The organism is Streptomyces sp. HUAS MS02, from assembly GCF_055702265.1.
The window spans coordinates 6,521,973-6,541,322 of record NZ_CM146747.1; the positions used below are offsets into that span (position 1 = coordinate 6,521,973).

A 19,350-nucleotide genomic window follows, 5' to 3' on the forward strand; every position below is an offset into this window, starting at 1 on the left:
GTGGGGGGTTGAGCGTCGCCGATCGCCCCTCAGGGTTTGACCGTCGTCGATCGGCACGGAGGTGGGGTTGACCCTCGCGGTTCGGCCCGCGGTGTGTGAGCGTCGTGCATCGGCCCGCCGGGGACCTGCGCGCCCTTCAGGGGCGCGGGGAACTGCGCGAGCAACCACGACGAACCCGCACCCGACAACCCACCCATCCCCACCCCAATCTCACCCACCCGCCCCACCCCGCCCCCCGAACCCCAAACCCCGACCCCTCAGGCACCCAAGGGGGTCGAAGGGGCACAGCCCCTGGAGGACGGGACGGGTAGGGGCGGCGGGGGCGACCCCCAAAACCGCAGCCAACGAACCCGCAAGCCCGCAAACCACCACAGAACACAGACCAACAAACCCAACGCACCCACACACTCACGCACCCACACACTCACAAAGGAGCCCCCGATGCCCCCGACCCACCTCACCCTCCCCGAAGTGGAGACCCTCGCCCGCACCGCCCACGCCACCCAGACCGACAAGGCCGGCCACCCCTACACCGAGCACCTCCAAGCGGTCGCCCACGGCGTAGCCACCCGCGGCGGCGACCCCGACCAGATCGCCGCAGCCTGGCTGCACGACGCCATCGAGGACCACGCCCTCACCGAGGAATGGCTGACCACCGCCCCCCTGACCCCCCGCACGAAGGCCATCATCCGGGCCCTCACCAAACACCCCGGCGAACCCCCGGAGGCCTACGCCGCCCGCATCCTCACCACCCCCGGCGCCCTCCTGGTCAAACAGTCCGACCTCGCCCACAACGCGAACCCCGCCCGCCTGGCCGTCCTCGACGCCCCCACCCGCACCCGCCTGACCGCCAAGTACGCCCACATGCGAAACCTCCTCGGCCTGCCGGACGAACCGACGGCCGAGGAGGCGACGTGACGCACCCGGCGAGAGGGGGGCAGGAAGGTGAAACGGCCCGCGGGTCTAGGCCTTGGCCCCGGCCTTCCCCCGCTCCCGAGCCAACTCGGCGGCGTCCCTCTTGAACGCCCACTCCATCTTCGGCTCCATGGCGAACCGGAACATCCGCTGCACCGGCGGCGTGCACAACACGGTGATGACGGCCGCGGCGATGACCGTGACGACCAGCTCGCCGAGGGGCTGGTACACCCACGCGTTGGCGTCGTACCAGTCCCAGAAGCGCGAGCCCTTCGCGAGGAACCCGTGCAGCAGGTAGCCGTACAGCGTGCCCGCGCCCAGCACGGTGAACCACATCTTCCGCCGGGGCACCCAGGCGAAGAAGCAGGTGGTGAGCACCATGGAGCAGCCGAAGAGCGCGAAGGTCATGACGACCCCGGCCCACCACGGCGCACCCAGCTCCTGCGCGCTGTCCCGGTGGTAGAACCACGCCGAGTTCATGTGCGGCCCCACCCAGTACGCCATCGCCAGCGCGGCGGCCGCCACCGGCACGGACAGTATCCGCACCTCACGGCGCCGCATGAACTGGAAGTGCGCGGGCTTCATGAAGAGACCGACGACGAAGAAGGGCAGGAACTGCAGGACGCGTTGCAGGTCCAGGTCGTCGCCGATGTCGGGCGAGACGGAGGCGAGCGCCGCGATGCCGAGCGCCACCGGGATCGGCCAGCGCACCACCTTCCACAGCGGGGTCGTCAGCCGCCACACGAACAGCGCGATCAGGAACCAGGTGAGGTACCACGGGTCGAGCAGGCTGATCGGATGCGAGGGATCGTCGTTGCCGTACTGCTTGAAGACGGAGTACGCGATCTCGAAGAGGACGTACGGCACGGCGATGCCGGTGATCAGCCGGCGGAGCCGGTCGGCGCGCATGTCGAAACTGCGCGAGAAGTAGCCGGAGATGATGATGAACGCCGGCATGTGGAACGTGTACACGAACATGTACAGCGCCTCGGCGGCGCGGCTGTGATCGGTCAGCGGCTCCCACGCGTGCCCCATCGCGACGAGCACGATGGCGAGGTACTTCGCGTTGTCGAAGAACGCGTCACGCTGTTTGGCCGGTCTGGCCTCCGGGGAGGCGCCACCCGGCGTCGGATGAGGGGACGAGGACTTCAGCGAGCGCGGACTCGGCACTCCGTCGGCCGGCGACTGTGGTGACTGTGCCGGCGGGAGCGGCGTCCTGGACCGGTCGTGCGGTCGCAGCGAGTTCGTCACGGACCCTCCCGCCGGGAACTGCGGGGGACGGTCCGAGCACTCGCTGCGCAAGCGGGGGACGAGGCAGCGGTGAACATCTGAGGCACCCTAGCGTTGTCTGTGCGATTTCGTAAAACCACCGACGTGAATCCTGTATTGAGGGGTACGTGTCACTCACGGGTACCCGGGATTCGGTGAAGTGTGCCTCACGCAGAACATCACCGTCCGTACACCCCAAGGCGCATGGCCTGCACTGGTCTGTCCGCATTCATCTCGACTAAATGGTGCATAACGTGCGCAGGCGATTCCGGTGAAATGTCCGGTTAATTACCGCCCTGGGTGGGCCCCTTGGTGTGTCTGTGGCAACAATTCGAATTCCCTGCGCCCGGGTTGTGTGTGCACGGAAACGATCACGCCGAATTCACCTCCGGGGTCCCGCCGTTGGCCGGGGACGGGGGTGGCGCGGGTGCGGTGCCGTGGTCGACGTTGTCTCAGCCGCTGCATATGACGGCCTGGTTGGTGGCACGATGGTTCTTGCGGGGTGCGCGTGGGGTCGGCGCCCCGGGCCGGGAGTGCGGACCGACCGAGGGTGTGATCTGTGTGGCCATTTCGCTGTCAGTGGTCCTCTTGCTGGGGATCATCCTGGTGGTTCTGATGCGAGGGGGGACGATCAAGGCCGGCCCGGCCGTCGTCGCCATCCTCTTCGGCTTCTTCCTCGCCTCGACGGGCATGGCCGACGACATCCAACGCTTCCTGAACTCGATAGCGGACACGATCAACTCGATCCAGTTCTAGTGCCCGCCCGACCGCGCACCGCGAGACGGTGAACCCGGGCCGCCGGCACACACCATGCGGTGGGCCGGCACGACGGGTTCGCCCGGCAGCGGATCGATCCCGCGCACCCGCACGGCCACGACGTCCGTGGATAAGGGGGAGAGCTCCGGAACCCTCGTCAGACGCCACCGGAAGGCCTCCGGCACGTCCTTGGCGGGCAGTTCCACCATGGCGAGGCTGACCCAACGGTCGTAGTTCGTCGGGTATATGCGGACCAAGGCTCCGCATTCAGGGCAAACCGGCGGCTCGATCCACGTCACGTCATCGGGTCCGGGGTCGGGTCTCGGCGCGGCCGTGGCTCCCTCGGTCGCGGCCATCTCGTTGGCGAAGGTGTTCCAGCACCTCTCGCAGAGCCACGCCAGCAGCCGGAACCGACCGCGCTCGCCCGCGCTGACACCGGTCTCGCCGCATTCATCGCATGCCGACCGGTCGCCATCCCGAATCGCCCCCATAAAGCCGAGTGTGAGCGAATCCGACCGGATCCCAGTAGGGCGCGATTCGGCCTCTTCACGCGATGTCGTCAGCCATCATGGGCCGCCTCGGGCGCCATGTGCCGCCCCGGAAGGGTGCGGTGGTCGCCCGGGCTTACTCGGGCGCGCTCACGGTCACCGGGCCCCTGAAGCCCTTGAGGGTCACGACGTTGCGCGCCGCGTTGCCGGACACCTCGAGCCGCTGCTCGAACCGCACGACCCGGCCCGCCTCGTCGACCCACACCTCGCAGGCGAACTCCTTGGTGCCCGTGGCACGCATCTTCTCGTACAGCCGACGGTCCACGGTCCGGAGCCGGTCCTGGGTGACCTCGCCGGAGAGTCGATACGTCCGGATCCCGTCCACCTCCTCCGGCCCTCTGCGAGCCTTCGGCCCGAGGTCCAGGAGGAGTTGTGCGTAAGCGCCGTAGTCGGCCACCTCGGCCCCCGAGGAGCCCGGTCCCGTACGGCGCCACTCACCGGCCGCTCCGTCGCCGTCCACGGCGCGTGTGTAGGTCGCGTCCGCCAGCAGGATCGTTTCCGCCTCGAACGCCTGGTCCTTCGGGACGCTGTCGAAGGTCGCCACGGTCAGCCTGCCCGTAGGGCTCGACGCGTTGAAGTTCATCCGGCCGGTCATGACCACCGTCAGCGTGGACCCCGCATAGGTCTCCGTCCGAACCTCGGCCGAGTAGGGCGCCGGATCCGCGTTCTCGAGCGCCGCCTCGACGTCGAACGAGCCGTCGGCCCCCGGCGAGGCGGACGCTCCGCTCTTCGGCGTCGGCGCGGGTGCCTCCCCGGCACTTCCGGAGCCACAGCCGACAAGCAGGGCGGCGGCCGCGACACCGACCGCCGCGGCGACCGAGCGGTGCATGGCAGGGAACCTCCTCAAAGCTCACTCCGACCGTGATGAAGAAGGGCTCACTCCGACTGTCATGAAAAACGATCAGGGCCAGGCGGAGAGAAGATCCTCCGGCCTGACCCTGAGCGGTATGGAGCGGGCGACGGGAATCGAACCCGCGTAGCTAGTTTGGAAGACTAGGGCTCTACCATTGAGCTACGCCCGCACAGTGCGCGCCGCAGGTCGGAGGACCGCGGCACTGAAGGCATCGTAGCGGGTCGGACGGCTCCGCCGCACACCCCTTCCGGGCCGCGCCCGGCGCCCGCCGTCGCACGCGCCCGCGCACTCGGTAAATCCGGCAACCGTATGGCCTGCGGGCATGTACCCTACGTGTCGCACCAGACGGGGTGTGGCGCAGCTTGGTAGCGCGTCCGCTTTGGGAGCGGAAGGCCGTGGGTTCAAATCCCGCCACCCCGACCACCGCGCCGGTACGGCGCGCCCGCCCACCGGCAAGATCGCCTTTTGGGGCGTGTACCGCCTGCGGTTACTATGCAAGCTGCGCGCCCGTGTGTCTGCACTCTCACGTCTCTCAAGGGCCGCTAATCCGCTGAAGCCCCGCCGCACCGGCGGGGGACGTCAGCAGAACCCAAAGAAGTCAGCCCCCAAGGAGACCGAACCGTGAAGAGCGCCGTGGAGACCCTGAACCCGACCCGGGTTCGGCTCAGCATCGAGGTGCCCTTCGAGGAGCTCAAGGACAGCCTCGACGCGGCGTACAAGAAGATCAACCAGCAGGTCACGGTGAAGGGCTTCCGCAAGGGCAAGATCCCGGCCCGCGTCATCGACCAGCGGTTCGGCCGCGGTGCGGTCCTGGAGGAGGCGGTCAACGACGCGCTTCCGAAGTTCTACACCGACGCGGTCAACGAGGCCGAGCTCAACGTCCTGGGCCAGCCCGAGGTCGACATCACGGAGCTGAAGGACGGCGAGACGCTGAACTTCACCGCCGAGGTCGAGGTCCGCCCGACCATCGAGATCCCGGACTACTCCGGCATCGAGGTCGAGGTCGACGCCGTCGAGGTCACCGAGGAGGACGTCGAGAAGGCGGTGGAGCAGCTCCGTGAGCGCTTCGCCTCCACCTCCCCGGTCGAGCGCGCCGCCGAGGACGGCGACGTCGTGACGCTCGACCTGGAGGCCAAGGTCGACGGCGAGGTCCTCGAGGACGGCGTCGCCGAGGGTGTCTCGTACACCATCGGCTCCGGCGAGCTGCTGGACGGCATCGACGACGCCGTGAAGGGCCTGGAGGCCGGTGGCGAGGCCACCTTCACCTCCGAGCTCAAGGGCGGCTCGGCGGCCGGCAAGGAGGCCGAGGTGACCGTCAAGGTCTCCCAGGTCGCCGCCCGTGAACTCCCGGCCCTGGACGACGAGTTCGCCCAGCTCGCCTCCGAGTTCGACACCCTCGAGGAGCTGCGCGCCGACAGCCGCAAGCGCCTGGAGAACATGAAGCAGTACGACCAGGCCACGCAGGCCCAGGAGCGCGTCCTGGAGAAGCTGCTGGAGCTCGTCGAGGTGCCCGTCCCCGAGAAGCTGCTCGAGGACGAGATCAACACCCGCAAGCACAACCTGGAGCACCACCAGCTCGGCCAGATGGGCCTGGACCTCGAGAAGTACCTCGAGATCCAGGGCAAGACGGTCGAGGAGTTCGACGCCGAGACCAAGGAAGCGGCCGTCAAGGGCATCAAGACCCAGTTCGTCCTCGACGAGCTGGTCGCCAAGGAGAAGCTGAACGTCAACCAGGAGGAGCTCACCGAGCACCTCATGCGCCGCGCGGCCTCCTCCGGCATGTCCCCGGACCAGTTCGCCCAGGCCGTCGTCCAGAACAACCAGGTCCAGCTCCTCGTCGGCGAGGTCGCCCGCGGCAAGGCCCTGGCCCTGGTCGTCGAGTCCTCCACGGTGAAGGACACCAACGGCGAGATCGTCGACCTGGACGACGACGAGGACGAGGACGCGTCCGCTGAGAGCACCGAGGAAGCCCCGGCCGCCGCCGAGGCCGAGGCCGAGGAGAAGGCCCCCGAGGCCTGATCACTCCGCGAACAGCAGGCTTGAGACGGGCCCCCGGATCACTTTGTGACCCGGGGGCCCGTCGGCCTACCCAGGGGCGCGGGGAACTGAGCGAGCAACCACGTACAAGCCGCACTCGCCATGGCACGGACGATGGCAGACGCGTCTGCGGCTCGCAGGGGGCCGGTCGCGCAGTTCCCCGCGCCCCTTCGGCGTCCGGGGGCGACCAGCCACCCCCCGCCCAGCCAGCGCAGCACATGCGCTGACAGCGAACAGTTCCCTCTGCGGGATTCACCGGCGGAGCCACCGCGTTAGGGTCCATGAATACGAGGGCGGAGCCGTCGGGAAAACGGCTCGGCCCCCGGAAGGGAAACGTGAAGACGGCCCGGCGCCGTCGTAAGACGAGCAGGTGGATACGTGACGAATCTGATGCCCTCCGCCGCCGGCGAGCCTTCCATCGGCGGTGGCCTCGGCGACCATGTCTACAACCGGCTGCTCAACGAGCGGATCATCTTCCTCGGCCAGCCGGTCGACGACGACATCGCGAACAAGATCACCGCACAGCTGCTGCTCCTTGCCGCCGACCCGGACAAGGACATTTACCTCTACATCAACAGCCCGGGCGGCTCCATCACGGCCGGCATGGCGATCTACGACACGATGCAGTACATCAAGAACGACGTGGTGACCATCGCCATGGGTCTGGCGGCCTCGATGGGGCAGTTCCTGCTCAGCGCGGGCACCCCGGGCAAGCGCTTCGCGCTGCCGAACGCCGAGATCCTGATCCACCAGCCCTCCGCGGGCCTGGCGGGCTCCGCCTCGGACATCAAGATCCACGCCGAGCGGCTGCTGCACACCAAGAAGCGCATGGCCGAGCTCACCTCCCAGCACACGGGCCAGTCGGTCGAGCAGATCACCCGTGACTCGGACCGCGACCGCTGGTTCGACGCCTTCGAGGCCAAGGCCTACGGCCTCATCGACGACGTCATCGCCACCGCCGCGGGCATGCCGGGCGGCGGCGGCACCGGGGCCGGGCAGGCGTGACGGCACCCGCCGGCACGCACGCCCCCGTAACGCCCCCAGCCGACCGCCTCAGCCCCTCTCAGGCTCCCAGGAGACACAAGTGAACGACTTCCCCGGCAGCGGCCTCCACGACAGCGCACGCTCCCAGTACTCGGGTCCGACGGCCGAGTCCCGTTACGTCATCCCGCGCTTCGTCGAGCGCACCTCGCAGGGCATCCGCGAGTACGACCCGTACGCGAAGCTCTTCGAGGAGCGGGTGATCTTCCTCGGTGTGCAGATCGACGACGCCTCCGCCAACGACGTCATGGCTCAGCTGCTGTGCCTGGAGTCGATGGACCCCGACCGGGACATCTCGGTCTACATCAACAGCCCCGGCGGCTCCTTCACGGCGCTCACTGCGATCTACGACACGATGCAGTTCGTGAAGCCCGACATCCAGACGGTCTGCATGGGTCAGGCGGCCTCCGCCGCCGCGATCCTGCTGGCCGCCGGTACGCCGGGCAAGCGCATGGCGCTGCCGAACGCCCGCGTCCTGATCCACCAGCCGTACAGCGAGACGGGCCGCGGGCAGGTCTCCGACCTGGAGATCGCCGCCAACGAGATCCTCCGTATGCGTGCGCAGCTGGAGGACATGCTGGCCAAGCACTCGACCACGCCGATCGAGAAGATCCGCGAGGACATCGAGCGCGACAAGATCCTCACGGCCGAGGACGCGCTTTCGTACGGCCTGATCGACCAGATCATCTCCACGCGGAAGATGAACAACAACAGCGTCCGCTGACCGCGAAAAGGCTGTAATGTCTGCCGCCCCTTGGCATGGTTGGCACCGTTTGACCCAGTGCACGACAAGGTGCACGACAAAGCGAACCGTGCCAAGGGGGGCCCGAACGGGGGGCCCGGCAAGGTACCGTCGACATAAGGCAGCACCAGGAGCCGCTGGATTCCAATCGTCCAGGCGTCTCCCAGGCGAAGGGGAAGCACACCGTGGCACGCATCGGTGACGGCGGCGATCTGCTCAAGTGCTCGTTCTGCGGCAAGAGCCAGAAGCAGGTCAAGAAGCTCATCGCAGGGCCCGGTGTGTACATCTGCGACGAGTGCATCGACCTCTGCAACGAGATCATCGAGGAGGAGCTCGCCGAGACCAGCGAAGTGCGCTGGGAGGAGCTCCCGAAGCCCCGCGAGATCTACGAGTTCCTCGAGGGGTACGTGGTCGGCCAGGAGGCGGCCAAGAAGGCGCTCTCCGTGGCGGTCTACAACCACTACAAGCGCGTCCAGGCAGGTGAGAACGGCGGCGGTCAAAGCCGCGAGGACGCCATCGAGTTGGCGAAGTCCAACATCCTCCTGCTGGGCCCCACGGGCTCCGGCAAGACCCTCCTCGCCCAGACCCTCGCGCGCATGCTGAACGTCCCGTTCGCGATCGCGGACGCGACCGCGCTGACGGAGGCCGGCTACGTCGGCGAGGACGTCGAGAACATCCTGCTGAAGCTCATCCAGGCCGCCGACTACGACGTCAAGAAGGCCGAGACCGGGATCATCTACATCGACGAGATCGACAAGGTGGCCCGAAAGAGCGAAAACCCGTCCATCACCCGCGACGTATCGGGTGAGGGCGTCCAGCAGGCCCTGCTGAAGATCCTGGAAGGCACCACTGCGTCGGTCCCGCCCCAGGGCGGCCGCAAGCACCCGCACCAGGAGTTCATCCAGATCGACACGACGAACGTCCTGTTCATCGTGGGCGGTGCCTTCGCGGGCCTGGAGAAGATCATCGAGTCCCGCGCCGGGGCCAAGGGAATCGGCTTCGGTGCCACGATCCGCTCCAAGCGCGAACTCGAGTCCAAGGACCAGTTCGAGGACGTCATGCCGGAGGACCTGGTCAAGTTCGGCATGATCCCGGAGTTCATCGGCCGTCTCCCGGTCATCACCTCCGTCCACAACCTGGACCGCGAGGCCCTTCTGCAGATCCTGGTCGAGCCCCGCAACGCGCTGATGAAGCAGTACCAGCGCCTCTTCGAACTCGACGGCGTGGAGCTGGACTTCGAGCGCGAGGCCCTCGAAGCCATCGCCGACCAGGCCATCCTCCGCCAGACCGGCGCGCGCGGCCTGCGCGCCATCATGGAGGAAGTCCTGATGTCCGTGATGTACGAGGTCCCGTCCCGCAAGGACGTGGCCCGGGTCGTCATCACAGCGGACGTCGTCCACTCGAACGTGAACCCGACCCTGATCCCGAGGGACGCGCGCGGGCGGGGGCCGGGGGAGCAGAAGACGGCGTAACTCCGCAGCGCTGCCCAGACATCGAAGGGGCCCCGGTCAACCGACCGGGGCCCCTTCGAGGTTGATCAGACCTTGACGCGAACTTCCTTGCGCAGCTTGGCCGTGATGTCGGCCGCGTCCTCGGGATCGGTGCTCTTGCCCGCGGCGATGTCCGCGAACTCCATCGGCAGGACGAAGCCGAGCGTGCTGTAGTCGCCCCACACGCAGTAGGTCATGTTGACCTTCTTCGGCTCGGTCGCCGAAGTGCTGTCGGAGTTGTCCATCTGGACCTCCTGGCACTTCAGGACGGCGCCCTCGAGAGCGTCGGGCGTGTACTCCTTCGGGTCGCCGACGAACGTGACGTCCTCGTCCTCGTCCTGGGCGTCCTTCTTCATGAAGGCGAAGAAACCGTCGACCGCCGCCTCGGGGTCCTCGATCTCGCCGTAGACGCCGCCGAACGAGAGCATCTTCCCGGCGAGCGGGTTGCTCTCGTCGCCCGACTGGTAGCTGGCGCTGACGTCCTTGGGGTTCTTGACGCCCCAGTTCTCGGCGTCCTTCAGATCGTCCTCGGACATGGCGCCGCTGTCGCCGCCGCTGTCGGACTTCTTGTACTCGCCGAGCACCGTCGCCGGCGTGGTCAGCTTGTGCGGGCCGTCGTCCGCGATGTCCGCGCCGCCACTGCCGCCGAGGACGAAGTACGCGCCCACCGCTACCGCCGCCACCACCGCGACCGCGCCGAGGATGATGCCGACCTTCTTGCCGCCACCGCCGGAGGGAACCGGAGGCTGGGGCACGGTCGGGTACGGCTGCTGGCCGTACGGGGCCTGGCCGTACGGCGGGGTCTGGGGCGGGACGCCCTGGGGAGCCTGCTGGGGATACCCGTAACCCGGCTGCTGCGGCGGCGCCTGCTGCGGGTAGCCGTAGCCGGGCTGGGGGGCGGCCTGCGGCGGCTGCTGGCCGTAGGGGCCCGGCTGTCCGTACGGTCCAGGCTGCTGGGGCTGCCCGCCGTACGGGCCCGGCTGGTTGTGACTCATGTTCTGGGTTCCCCTCCAGAATGCTTATGTGTTCCTGACATCCTGGCGCAAACGCGATGGGTCCCACGCACCGGGGGTCACACCGTTACGGAAGAATCCGGTTTCGGGACGACCCCGTGACACCCCTAAACTGACCGGGTGACCGAGAACGCTCAGCAGCAGCCTCCAGCGCCCGCCACCGATCTGCCGACCCAGTACGCGCCGGCCGATGTAGAGGGGACGCTGTACGAGCGCTGGGTAGAGCGTGGTTACTTCGCGGCCGACGCCAAGAGCGACAAGCCCGCGTACACCATCGTCATCCCCCCGCCGAACGTCACCGGCAGCCTGCACCTCGGGCACGCCTTCCAGCACACCCTCATGGACGCCCTGACGCGCCGTAAGCGCATGCAGGGGTACGAGTCCCTCTGGCTCCCCGGCATGGACCACGCCGGCATCGCCACGCAGAACAAGGTCGAGCAGCAGCTCGCCGAAGAGGGCAAGTCCCGCCACGACTTGGGGCGCGAGGAGTTCGTCGAGCGCGTCTGGCAGTGGAAGGAGGAGTACGGCGGCAAGATCCTCGGCCAGATGCGCCGGCTCGGTGACGGGGTCGACTGGGACCGTGAGCGGTTCACGATGGACGAGGGCCTGTCCAAGGCCGTCCAGACCATCTTCAAGCGCCTCTATGACGACGAGCTGATCTACCGCGCCGAGCGCATCATCAACTGGTGCCCGCGCTGTCTGACGGCCATCTCCGACATCGAGGTCGAGCACCAGGAGGACGCCGGCGAGCTGGTCTCCATCCGGTACGGCGAGGGCGAGGACAGCGTCGTCGTCGCCACCACCCGCGCGGAGACGATGCTCGGTGACACCGCCGTCGCCGTCCACCCGGACGACGAGCGGTACAAGCACCTCATCGGCAAGCTGATCAAGCTGCCGCTGACCGACCGCTCCATCCCGGTCGTCGCCGACACCCACGTCGACCCGGAGTTCGGCACGGGCGCCGTCAAGGTGACGCCGGCCCACGACCCGAACGACTTCGCGATCGGCCAGCGCCACGACCTGCCGTCCATGACGATCATGGACGAGCACGGCGTCATCACCGTCCACGGCCCCTTCCTCGGCCAGGACCGTTTCGAGGCCCGTGACGCCGTCGTCGGCGCGCTGCGCTCGCAGGGCCGGATCGTCGCGGAGAAGCGCCCGTACACCCACTCCGTCGGCCACTGCTCCCGCTGCAGGACGACCGTCGAGCCGCGACTGTCGATGCAGTGGTGGGTCAAGGTCGCGCCCCTGGCCAAGGCCGCAGGCGACGCGGTCCGGGACGGCCGGGTCAAGATCCATCCCGAGGACATGTCGAAGCGCTACTTCGACTGGGTGGACAACATGTTCGACTGGTGCATCTCGCGCCAGCTCTGGTGGGGCCACCGCATCCCCGTCTGGTACGGCCCGAACGGCGAGACGGTCTGCGTCGGCCCCGACGAGCAGCCGCCCACCGGCGAGGGCTGGACCCAGGACACCGATGTCCTCGACACCTGGTTCTCCTCCGGCCTGTGGCCGTTCTCCACGCTCGGCTGGCCCGAACAGACCGAGGACCTGCGGAAGTTCTACTCCACCGACGTCCTGCTCACCGGCCACGACATCATCTTCTTCTGGGTCGCCCGGATGATGATGTTCGGCCTGTACGCGATGGACGGAGAGGTCCCGTTCAAGACCATCGCCCTGACCGGCCTGGTCCGCGACGAGCGCGGCAAGAAGATGTCGAAGTCCTTCGGCAACGTCGTCGACCCGCTCGACTGGATGGACAAGTACGGCTCCGACGCGCTCCGCTTCACCCTCGCGCGCGGCGCCAACCCGGGCACCGACGTCCCGATCGGCGAGGACTGGGTCCAGGCCTCCCGCAACTTCGCCAACAAGATCTGGAACGCGACGCGCTTCGCGCTGATGAACGGCGCGACGGTCGAGGGCCCCCTGCCGGACCCGTCCCGCATGTCGGCGACCGACCGCTGGATCCTGGCCCGCCTCAACGAGACGGTCGAGCAGGTCGACGCCTACTACGAGGACTTCCAGTTCGCCAAGCTCAGCGACGCCCTGTTCCACTTCGCGTGGGACGAGGTCTTCGACTGGTACGTGGAGCTGTCCAAGACGACGTTCCAGGCGGGCGGCGAGCCGGCCGAGGTCAGCAAGCGGGTCCTGGGCGAGGTCCTCGACGTCACCCTGCGCCTGCTCCACCCGGTCGTCCCGTTCGTCACGGACACCTTGTGGACGACGCTGACCGGCGGAGAGTCCCTCGTCATCGCCGACTGGCCCAAGGACAGCGGGTTCCGTGACGAGGCCGCCGAGCGCGAGATCGAGCTGGTCCAGCAGGTCGTCACCGAGGTCCGCCGGTTCCGCGCCGACCAGGGCCTCCAGCCCGGCCAGCGCGTCCCGGCCCGGCTGACCCTCGACGGTACGGTCCTGGCCCCGCACGAGGCCGCGATCCGTCAGCTGCTGCGGCTCCAGCCGGAGGGCGAGGGCTTCGCCGCCACCGCGACTCTGCCGGTGGCGGGTGCCGAGGTCGCCCTCGACCTCTCCGGTGTCATCGACGTCGCCGCCGAGCGCAAGCGCCTCGCGAAGGACCTCGCGGTCGCGGAGAAGGAGAAGGCCCAGGCCACGGCCAAGCTCGGCAACGAGGCGTTCCTCGCGAAGGCGCCGGACCAGGTCGTCGACAAGATCCGGGGGCGCCTCGCCAAGGCGGACGAGGACATCGCCCGCATCACCGCACAACTGGACCGACTGCCGAAGGCATAGCCCTTCGTAGGCCATGCGAAGGCCCCGGTGCTTCTCAAGCACCGGGGCCTTCTGCTGGGCGGGGGAAGGGCGCAGCCTTTCCAGGGGCGCGGGGAACTGCGCGACCAGCCACATACCACCCGCAGCCGCCCTACCGCGGGTACCCCCGAGTTCTCAGGCGCCCGGTCCGTAGACTGGGCCCCGTGAGCGAACGCAGTGACCAGCAGCCCGACCCGATCGACCCGACCGACCCGTTCGAGGAGATCATCGCCGCGGAGACCGACCGGGATCCGGACCTCGCGGTGATCGAGGCCGGCAGCCGAACCCTGCGTGCCCAGGGCGGCGCACCGCAGGCCGACGTGCCGGCCAGGCCCGCCGACCCGGCCCTCGACAAGGCCCTGCGCGACGTCGAGGCCGACCTCGCGACCCGCTGGGGCGAGACCAAGCTGGAGCCCTCGGTCAAGAGGATCGCCGCGCTGATGGACGTCCTGGGCGAGCCCCAGCGCTCGTACCCCTCCCTCCACATCACCGGCACCAACGGCAAGACCTCCACCGCCCGCATGATCGAGGCCCTCCTCGGCGCCTTCGAACTGCGCACCGGCCGGTACACCTCCCCGCACGTCCAGTCGATCACCGAGCGCATCAGCCTCGACGGCGCCCCCATCTCCGCCGAGCGGTTCATCGAGACGTACGAGGACATCAAGCCGTACATCGAGATGGTGGACGCGGCCCAGGAGTACCGGCTCTCCTTCTTCGAGGTGCTCACGGGGATGGCGTACGCCGCCTTCGCCGACGCGCCCGTGGACGTGGCGGTCGTCGAGGTCGGCATGGGCGGCACCTGGGACGCCACCAACGTCATCGACGGGGACGTCGCCGTCGTCACCCCCATCGACCTCGACCACACCGACCGGCTGGGGACGACGCCCGCCGAGATCGCCGCCGAGAAGTCCGGGATCGTCAAGCAGGACGCGACGGTGATCCTGGCGCAGCAGCCGGTCGACGCGGCGCAGGTGCTGCTGAAGAAGGCCGTGGAGGTCGACGCGACCGTGGCCCGCGAGGGTCTGGAGTTCGGTGTCGTCTCCCGTCAGGTCGCCGTCGGCGGACAGATGCTGACCCTGCGCGGCCTGGGCGGCGAGTACCCCGAGGTCTACCTCCCGCTGCACGGCCCGTACCAGGCGCACAACGCGGCCGTCGCGCTCGCCGCCGTGGAGGCGTTCTTCGGCGTCGGCTCGCAGCGGCCCGAGCCGCTCGACCTCGACACGGTCCGCAAGGCCTTCGCGACCGTCTCCTCGCCGGGTCGGCTGGAGGTCGTACGGCGGTCCCCGACCGTCGTGCTGGACGCCGCGCACAACCCGGCGGGCGCCCGGGCCACGGCCGAGGCCGTCGGTGAGGCGTTCGACTTCAGCCGGCTGATCGGTGTGGTCGGCGCGAGCGGCGACAAGAACGTGCGGGGTGTCCTGGAGGCCTTCGAACCGATCTTCGCCGAGGTCGTGATCACGCAGAACTCCAGCCACCGGGCGATGGACGCCGACGAACTGGCCGGTATCGCGGTGGAGGTGTTCGGCGAGGAGCGGGTGCAGGTCGAGCCCCGGCTGCCCGACGCCCTGGAGGCGGCGATCACGCTCGCCGAGGAGGAGGGCGAGTTCGCGGGCGGTGGCGTCCTCGTCACCGGTTCTGTCATCACCGTCGGTGAGGCCCGGCTGCTGCTGGGGAAGGGCTGAGTTCCACGACATGCGTACTCTCTGTGCTTCGACGCTGATCGGCGAGTTCTTCGTCATCGGCTTCGCCGGGCTCGTCGCCATGAAGGACCCGGATCTGGCCATGACCACGGTCTGGACGGTCAGCGGCATCGCCATGTTCCTCTGCGTCCTGCTGTGCGGTCTGGTCACCAGGCCCGGTGGGATCCAGCTCGGCTGGGCGCTCCAGATCGCGCTGATCCTCTCCGGGTTCTTCGTTCCGACGATGTTCTTCCTGGGCGCGGTCTTCGCCGCCCTGTGGTGGGCCTCGATCCACTACGGACGGAAGATCGACGAGGCCAAGGCCCGGTTCGCCGCGCAGGCATCCACCGGGGCCGGTGCGTCCTCCGGTGCGTCCTGACGCTGCGTAACAGGGTGCCGGGCGCGCCCTGTAGCCTCTGAGCTCCGCACCCGCGTGAAACGAAGGAGTCACCACAGTGAGCCAGCGCACCCTCGTCCTGCTCAAGCCCGACGCCGTCCGGCGGGGCCTGACCGGCGAGATCATCAGCCGTATCGAGCGCAAGGCCGGCTGGCAGATCACCGCGCTGGAGCTGCGGACCCTGGACCAGGAGACGCTGGAGCAGCACTACGGCGAGCACAAGGGCAAGCCGTTCTACGAGCCGCTCGTCGCGTTCATGGCCTCCGGTCCGGTCGTCGCCCTGATCGTCGAGGGCGAGCGGGTCATCGAGGGTGTCCGCGCGCTGGCCGGACCGACCGACCCGATCGCCGCCGCGCCCGGCTCCATCCGCGGTGACTACGGCGTGATCGTGCGCGAGAACCTCATCCACGCGTCGGACTCCGAGGAGTCGGCCGAGCGCGAGGTCAAGATCTTCTTCCCCGGGCGCGCGTAGTAGCGTTCGCGACGGCGGGGGCCGGCGAGTCGCTCGCCCCCGCCGCGCGAACACCGCTGGACTCCGACAACCACGGCTGGACTCCGGCCACCACCTCTGGCAGACCCGAACGACCCCTGGCAGACCGGGAAAGCCTCCGGAACCCCCGGGACACTTCCACCACACCCGGCCACCACCCACACGGCCTACACCCCGGCTGACCAGCCAACCCCGCCTAGAATTGGGCCGTACAACGGCATATGCGCGGCGATCGGGGGAACGCACACCCCCGATGGACCGTCTCCACAGGCGAGGCGGCGCATCGCATGCCCACAATGGCGAAGACCCTCGCGCAGTGTTCGTGCGGGCGAGACTACGATGTAAGCCTTCACGTCACAGCACCCACTTCGCCGACCCGAAAAAGCCCTGAAAAGCCCTCAAAAGCCGTCAGTGCTCCGCTTGGGAAGGCCACACGAATCCTGATGGGGAACTCAATGTCGTTCATCGGCCGTGACATGGCTGTCGACCTCGGGACCGCCAACACGCTGGTGTACGTCAGGGGTCGCGGGATCGTACTGAACGAGCCGTCCGTCGTCGCGATCAACACCAACACCGGTGGCATTCTCGCGGTCGGCGCGGAGGCGAAGAAGATGATCGGGCGGACCCCCGGCAACATCGTTGCCGTACGTCCGCTGAAGGACGGTGTCATCGCCGACTTCGAGATCACCGAGCGGATGCTCCGCTACTTCATCCTGAAGATCCACAAGCGGCGGTATCTCGCCCGTCCTCGGGTCGTCGTCTGCGTGCCGTCCGGCATCACCGGTGTCGAGCGTCGCGCCGTCATCGAGGCGTCCTCCCAGGCAGGCGCCCGTCAGGTGCACATCATCGAGGAGCCCATGGCCGCGGCCATCGGCTCCGGCCTGCCGGTCCACGAGGCCACGGGCAACATGGTGGTGGACATCGGCGGCGGCACCACGGAGGTCGCGGTCATCTCCCTCGGCGGCATCGTCACCGCCCAGTCCATCCGCGTCGCGGGCGACGAGTTGGACAACGCGATCATCCAGCACATCAAGAAGGAGTACTCACTCCTCCTCGGTGAGCGGACGGCCGAACAGATCAAGATCACGATCGGTTCGGCGTACGACCTCGACGCTGACGAGCACACCGAAATCCGCGGCCGGGACCTGGTGTCCGGGCTGCCCAAGACCGTCGTCATCTCCGCCGGGGAAGTGCGGAAGGCGATCGAGGAACCCGTCAACGCCATCGTCGATGCCGTCAAGACGACCCTCGACAAGTGCCCCCCGGAACTCTCCGGCGACATCATGGACCGGGGCATCGTCCTCACCGGCGGCGGCGCCCTGCTGCGCGGTCTCGACGAACGGCTGCGCCGGGAGACCGGAATGCCGATCCATATCGCCGAGGACCCGCTCGACAGCGTGGCGCTCGGCTCCGGCAAGTGTGTCGAGGAGTTCGAGGCGTTGCAGCAGGTGCTCGACGCCCAGCCCCGCAGATGACTTCACCCTTCGATTCCGCCGTACGGGACGTTCTCCTCTCGTGCGGCGGATCGTTGATATTGAGGCATAAGCTCCACAAAGCGCCCCTGTCGTTCCCGTGCCGGGATTCCCAGGGGCTACCCGAATTCCCCCATTCCTGTTGAATTCCTATGAGGAAGGCACGGCCGCCGCACGTGAGGGACACACGAGAGAGCCGGCTGCTCCTGGTGCTGCTGATCGCCGTCGCGTTCGCGCTGATCACGGTGGACATCCGCGGCGGGAAGGACTCACCGGTCGACGGTGCCCGACGTGCCGCCGCCACCGTCTTCGGCCCGATCGAGGACGGTGTGTCGACCGCCGTCGACCCCATCGGCAACGCCATAAGCGCCGTCCGTGACTCCGGCTCCCGCCACGACCGCCTCGCCGCGCTGGAGAAGGAGAACGCCGAACTGAAGGCGGCCCTCGGCAGCGACGACCGCAACAGCAGCAGGGTCGAACAGCTCGACAAGATGCTGAAGACCGCCGCGAACGGCCGGTACGGCATCAAGGGCGCCGAGGTCATCGCCATAGGAGCGGCCCAGGGCTTCTCCTGGACCGTCACCATCGACATCGGCACCGAGGACGGCATCACCCGCGACATGACCGTCCTCAACGGCAACGGGCTGGTCGGCCGCGTCACCACCGTCGGGCCGAACACCGCGACCGTCCTCCTCGCCAACGACCCCGACTTCACCGTCGGCACCCGGATGGAGGCCACCGACGAACTCGGCTTCGCCTCCGGCCAGGGCGACCGGCCGCTGCGCGTCGAACTGCTCAACGGCAAGGCCAAGGTGAAGGAGGGCGACCGTCTCGTCACCTTCGGCTCCCAGGCCGACAAGCCGTTCGTCCCGGGCGTCCCGGTCGGTGTCGTCTCCCGCGTCGACCCCTCCGGCGGCGACCTCACCCGCACGATCTACGTCAAGCCGTTCGTGGCCTTCACCCGGTTGGACATCGTCGGCGTCGTCGTCCAGCCACCCCGCAAGGACCCCCGCGACACCGTCCTGCCGGCCAAGCCGAAGGCCACCCCCACGCCCACCGTGACGGTCACGGTCACACCGGGCGCGGACGAACCGGGCGCCGGCGCCGACGGACAGTCGCAAGAGCAGTAGACGTAGGACAGTAGGAGCTGACCCCCTGATGCGCTTCAACCGGATGCTGCTCTCCACCACCCTGGTGATCGTCGCCCTGGTGATCCAGGTGAGCGTCCTCGCCAGACTCCATCTCCCGGGCGCCGTACCGGACCTGGTGCTCCTCACCGTGCTCGGCCTCGCCCTGGTCTACGGCCATGTCGGCGGCGCCCTGATCGGCTTCGGCGCCGGGCTGCTGTCCGACCTCGCGCCGCCCGCCGACCACGCGGCCGGGCGGTACGCCCTGGTCCTGTGCGTCATCGGCTACCTCGCGGGACTGGCGAAGCCCGAGACGGGCCGACTGAAGTCGGCGACCGGACCGATGGTCGTGGTCGTCGTCGCCGCCCTCGGCTCCACCCTCCTGTACGCCGGTGTCGGCGCCCTCGTCGGCGACGACGCCGCCCGCCACGTCGGCCTGCCCAGCCTGCTGTTCACCGCCGCGCTCTACGACCTGCTGCTCGCGCCCTTCGTCGTCCCCGGCGTCATCGCGCTCGCCCGGCGCGCCGAGAACGACCCGCTCGCCGAGACCGGCAGCGCCGCCAAGGCGACCGACGTCGCCTCCGGCTGGCTCTCCTCCGGCACCGGCCTGCGCATCGGCAACCAGCGCGGCGGACTCCGCATCAAGGCCGCGCGCTCACGGATGGCCAGGGCGGGACGCATCAAGGGGGTCAAGCGGCTGTGACGGCACGGCAATCGGACAGCGGAACCGATCACCGCCGAGCGGTGTACCCCATGTA

General features: G+C 68.6%; 17 protein-coding genes and 2 tRNA genes. 14 read left to right on the top strand and 5 right to left on the bottom strand.

Translation table 11 applies throughout. The features are described 5' to 3' along the window. Nucleotides 1-441: 441 nt before the first annotated feature. Nucleotides 442-918 carry an HD domain-containing protein gene (locus ACZ9QC_RS28100; protein WP_472915662.1) on the top strand — a complete coding sequence of 159 codons (477 nt, stop codon included), beginning with the start codon at nt 442-444 and terminating at the stop codon, nt 916-918. 45 nt (nt 919-963) lie between these two features. Here the strand turns inward: ACZ9QC_RS28100 and ACZ9QC_RS28105 are convergent, their stop codons facing one another. Continuing rightward, nucleotides 964-2,166: an acyltransferase family protein gene (locus ACZ9QC_RS28105; RefSeq protein WP_472915663.1), complete on the bottom strand. Its 1,203-nt coding sequence runs from the start codon at nt 2,164-2,166 to the stop codon at nt 964-966. A gap of 579 nt (nt 2,167-2,745) precedes the next feature. On the opposite strand from ACZ9QC_RS28105, the gene ACZ9QC_RS28110 reads away from it, so the two are divergent. Next, complete coding sequence (locus ACZ9QC_RS28110) at nt 2,746-2,940, top strand: hypothetical protein (protein WP_033526477.1); 195 nt, start codon at nt 2,746-2,748, stop codon at nt 2,938-2,940. Here ACZ9QC_RS28110 and ACZ9QC_RS28115 read toward each other — a convergent pair. The 3 genes from ACZ9QC_RS28115 to ACZ9QC_RS28125 form a co-directional block, all read right to left on the bottom strand. Further along, nucleotides 2,937-3,197, bottom strand: coding sequence for a hypothetical protein (locus ACZ9QC_RS28115; protein WP_472915664.1), 261 nt, complete (start codon nt 3,195-3,197; stop codon nt 2,937-2,939). The genes ACZ9QC_RS28110 and ACZ9QC_RS28115 overlap by 4 nt on opposite strands. 367 nt (nt 3,198-3,564) lie before the next feature. Beyond that, entirely contained in the window at nt 3,565-4,317 is a 753-nt protein-coding gene (locus ACZ9QC_RS28120; RefSeq protein WP_472915665.1) for a hypothetical protein, read from the bottom strand. Between the two features lie 119 nt (nt 4,318-4,436). After that, nucleotides 4,437-4,510, bottom strand: a tRNA-Gly gene (locus ACZ9QC_RS28125). Between the two features lie 177 nt (nt 4,511-4,687). Between ACZ9QC_RS28125 and ACZ9QC_RS28130 the strand changes: the two genes are divergently transcribed. The 5 genes from ACZ9QC_RS28130 (at nt 4,688) to clpX (ending at nt 9,633) form a co-directional block, all read left to right on the top strand. Further along, a tRNA-Pro gene (locus tag ACZ9QC_RS28130) sits at nt 4,688-4,764 on the top strand. Between the two features lie 198 nt (nt 4,765-4,962). Then, nucleotides 4,963-6,360 carry a trigger factor gene (gene tig, locus ACZ9QC_RS28135; RefSeq protein ID WP_472915666.1) on the top strand — a complete coding sequence of 466 codons (1,398 nt, stop codon included), beginning with the start codon at nt 4,963-4,965 and terminating at the stop codon, nt 6,358-6,360. A gap of 408 nt (nt 6,361-6,768) precedes the next feature. Continuing rightward, nucleotides 6,769-7,383 (top strand): ATP-dependent Clp protease proteolytic subunit, encoded by a 615-nt coding sequence (locus ACZ9QC_RS28140; RefSeq protein WP_239760336.1) that lies wholly within the window; start codon nt 6,769-6,771, stop codon nt 7,381-7,383. A 79-nt stretch (nt 7,384-7,462) separates the two neighbouring features. Then, nucleotides 7,463-8,143 carry an ATP-dependent Clp protease proteolytic subunit gene (locus ACZ9QC_RS28145; RefSeq protein WP_467338435.1) on the top strand — a complete coding sequence of 227 codons (681 nt, stop codon included), beginning with the start codon at nt 7,463-7,465 and terminating at the stop codon, nt 8,141-8,143. Between the two features lie 203 nt (nt 8,144-8,346). Beyond that, nucleotides 8,347-9,633: an ATP-dependent Clp protease ATP-binding subunit ClpX gene (gene clpX, locus ACZ9QC_RS28150; RefSeq protein ID WP_472915667.1), complete on the top strand. Its 1,287-nt coding sequence runs from the start codon at nt 8,347-8,349 to the stop codon at nt 9,631-9,633. A 65-nt stretch (nt 9,634-9,698) separates the two neighbouring features. Here clpX and ACZ9QC_RS28155 read toward each other — a convergent pair whose 3' ends face one another. Beyond that, nucleotides 9,699-10,646: a hypothetical protein gene (locus ACZ9QC_RS28155; RefSeq protein WP_472915668.1), complete on the bottom strand. Its 948-nt coding sequence runs from the start codon at nt 10,644-10,646 to the stop codon at nt 9,699-9,701. Nucleotides 10,647-10,784: 138 nt separating this feature from the next. Between ACZ9QC_RS28155 and ACZ9QC_RS28160 the strand changes: the two genes are divergently transcribed. From ACZ9QC_RS28160 to mreD, 7 genes are all read left to right on the top strand, one after another. Continuing rightward, nucleotides 10,785-13,409, top strand: a complete 2,625-nt coding sequence (locus ACZ9QC_RS28160; RefSeq protein ID WP_472915669.1) for a valine--tRNA ligase — start codon at nt 10,785-10,787, stop codon at nt 13,407-13,409. Nucleotides 13,410-13,624: 215 nt separating this feature from the next. Continuing rightward, entirely contained in the window at nt 13,625-15,109 is a 1,485-nt protein-coding gene (gene folC, locus ACZ9QC_RS28165) for a bifunctional tetrahydrofolate synthase/dihydrofolate synthase (RefSeq protein ID WP_472921833.1), read from the top strand. Between the two features lie 10 nt (nt 15,110-15,119). Next, the gene (locus ACZ9QC_RS28170; protein ID WP_472915670.1) at nt 15,120-15,485 is read left to right on the top strand and encodes a DUF4233 domain-containing protein; all 366 of its coding nucleotides are present in this window, start codon (nt 15,120-15,122) and stop codon (nt 15,483-15,485) included. A 76-nt stretch (nt 15,486-15,561) separates the two neighbouring features. After that, a complete protein-coding gene (gene ndk / locus ACZ9QC_RS28175; RefSeq protein ID WP_184894113.1) occupies nt 15,562-15,975 on the top strand; it encodes a nucleoside-diphosphate kinase in 414 nt (137 codons plus the stop codon). A gap of 473 nt (nt 15,976-16,448) precedes the next feature. Then, on the top strand, nt 16,449-17,468 hold the full coding sequence (locus ACZ9QC_RS28180; protein WP_005479350.1) for a rod shape-determining protein: 1,020 nt from the start codon (nt 16,449-16,451) through the stop codon (nt 17,466-17,468). Between the two features lie 173 nt (nt 17,469-17,641). Continuing rightward, a complete protein-coding gene (mreC, locus tag ACZ9QC_RS28185) occupies nt 17,642-18,595 on the top strand; it encodes a rod shape-determining protein MreC (protein WP_472915671.1) in 954 nt (317 codons plus the stop codon). A gap of 28 nt (nt 18,596-18,623) precedes the next feature. Further along, nucleotides 18,624-19,295, top strand: a complete 672-nt coding sequence (gene mreD, locus ACZ9QC_RS28190; protein ID WP_230211721.1) for a rod shape-determining protein MreD — start codon at nt 18,624-18,626, stop codon at nt 19,293-19,295. Nucleotides 19,296-19,350 lie beyond the last annotated feature (55 nt).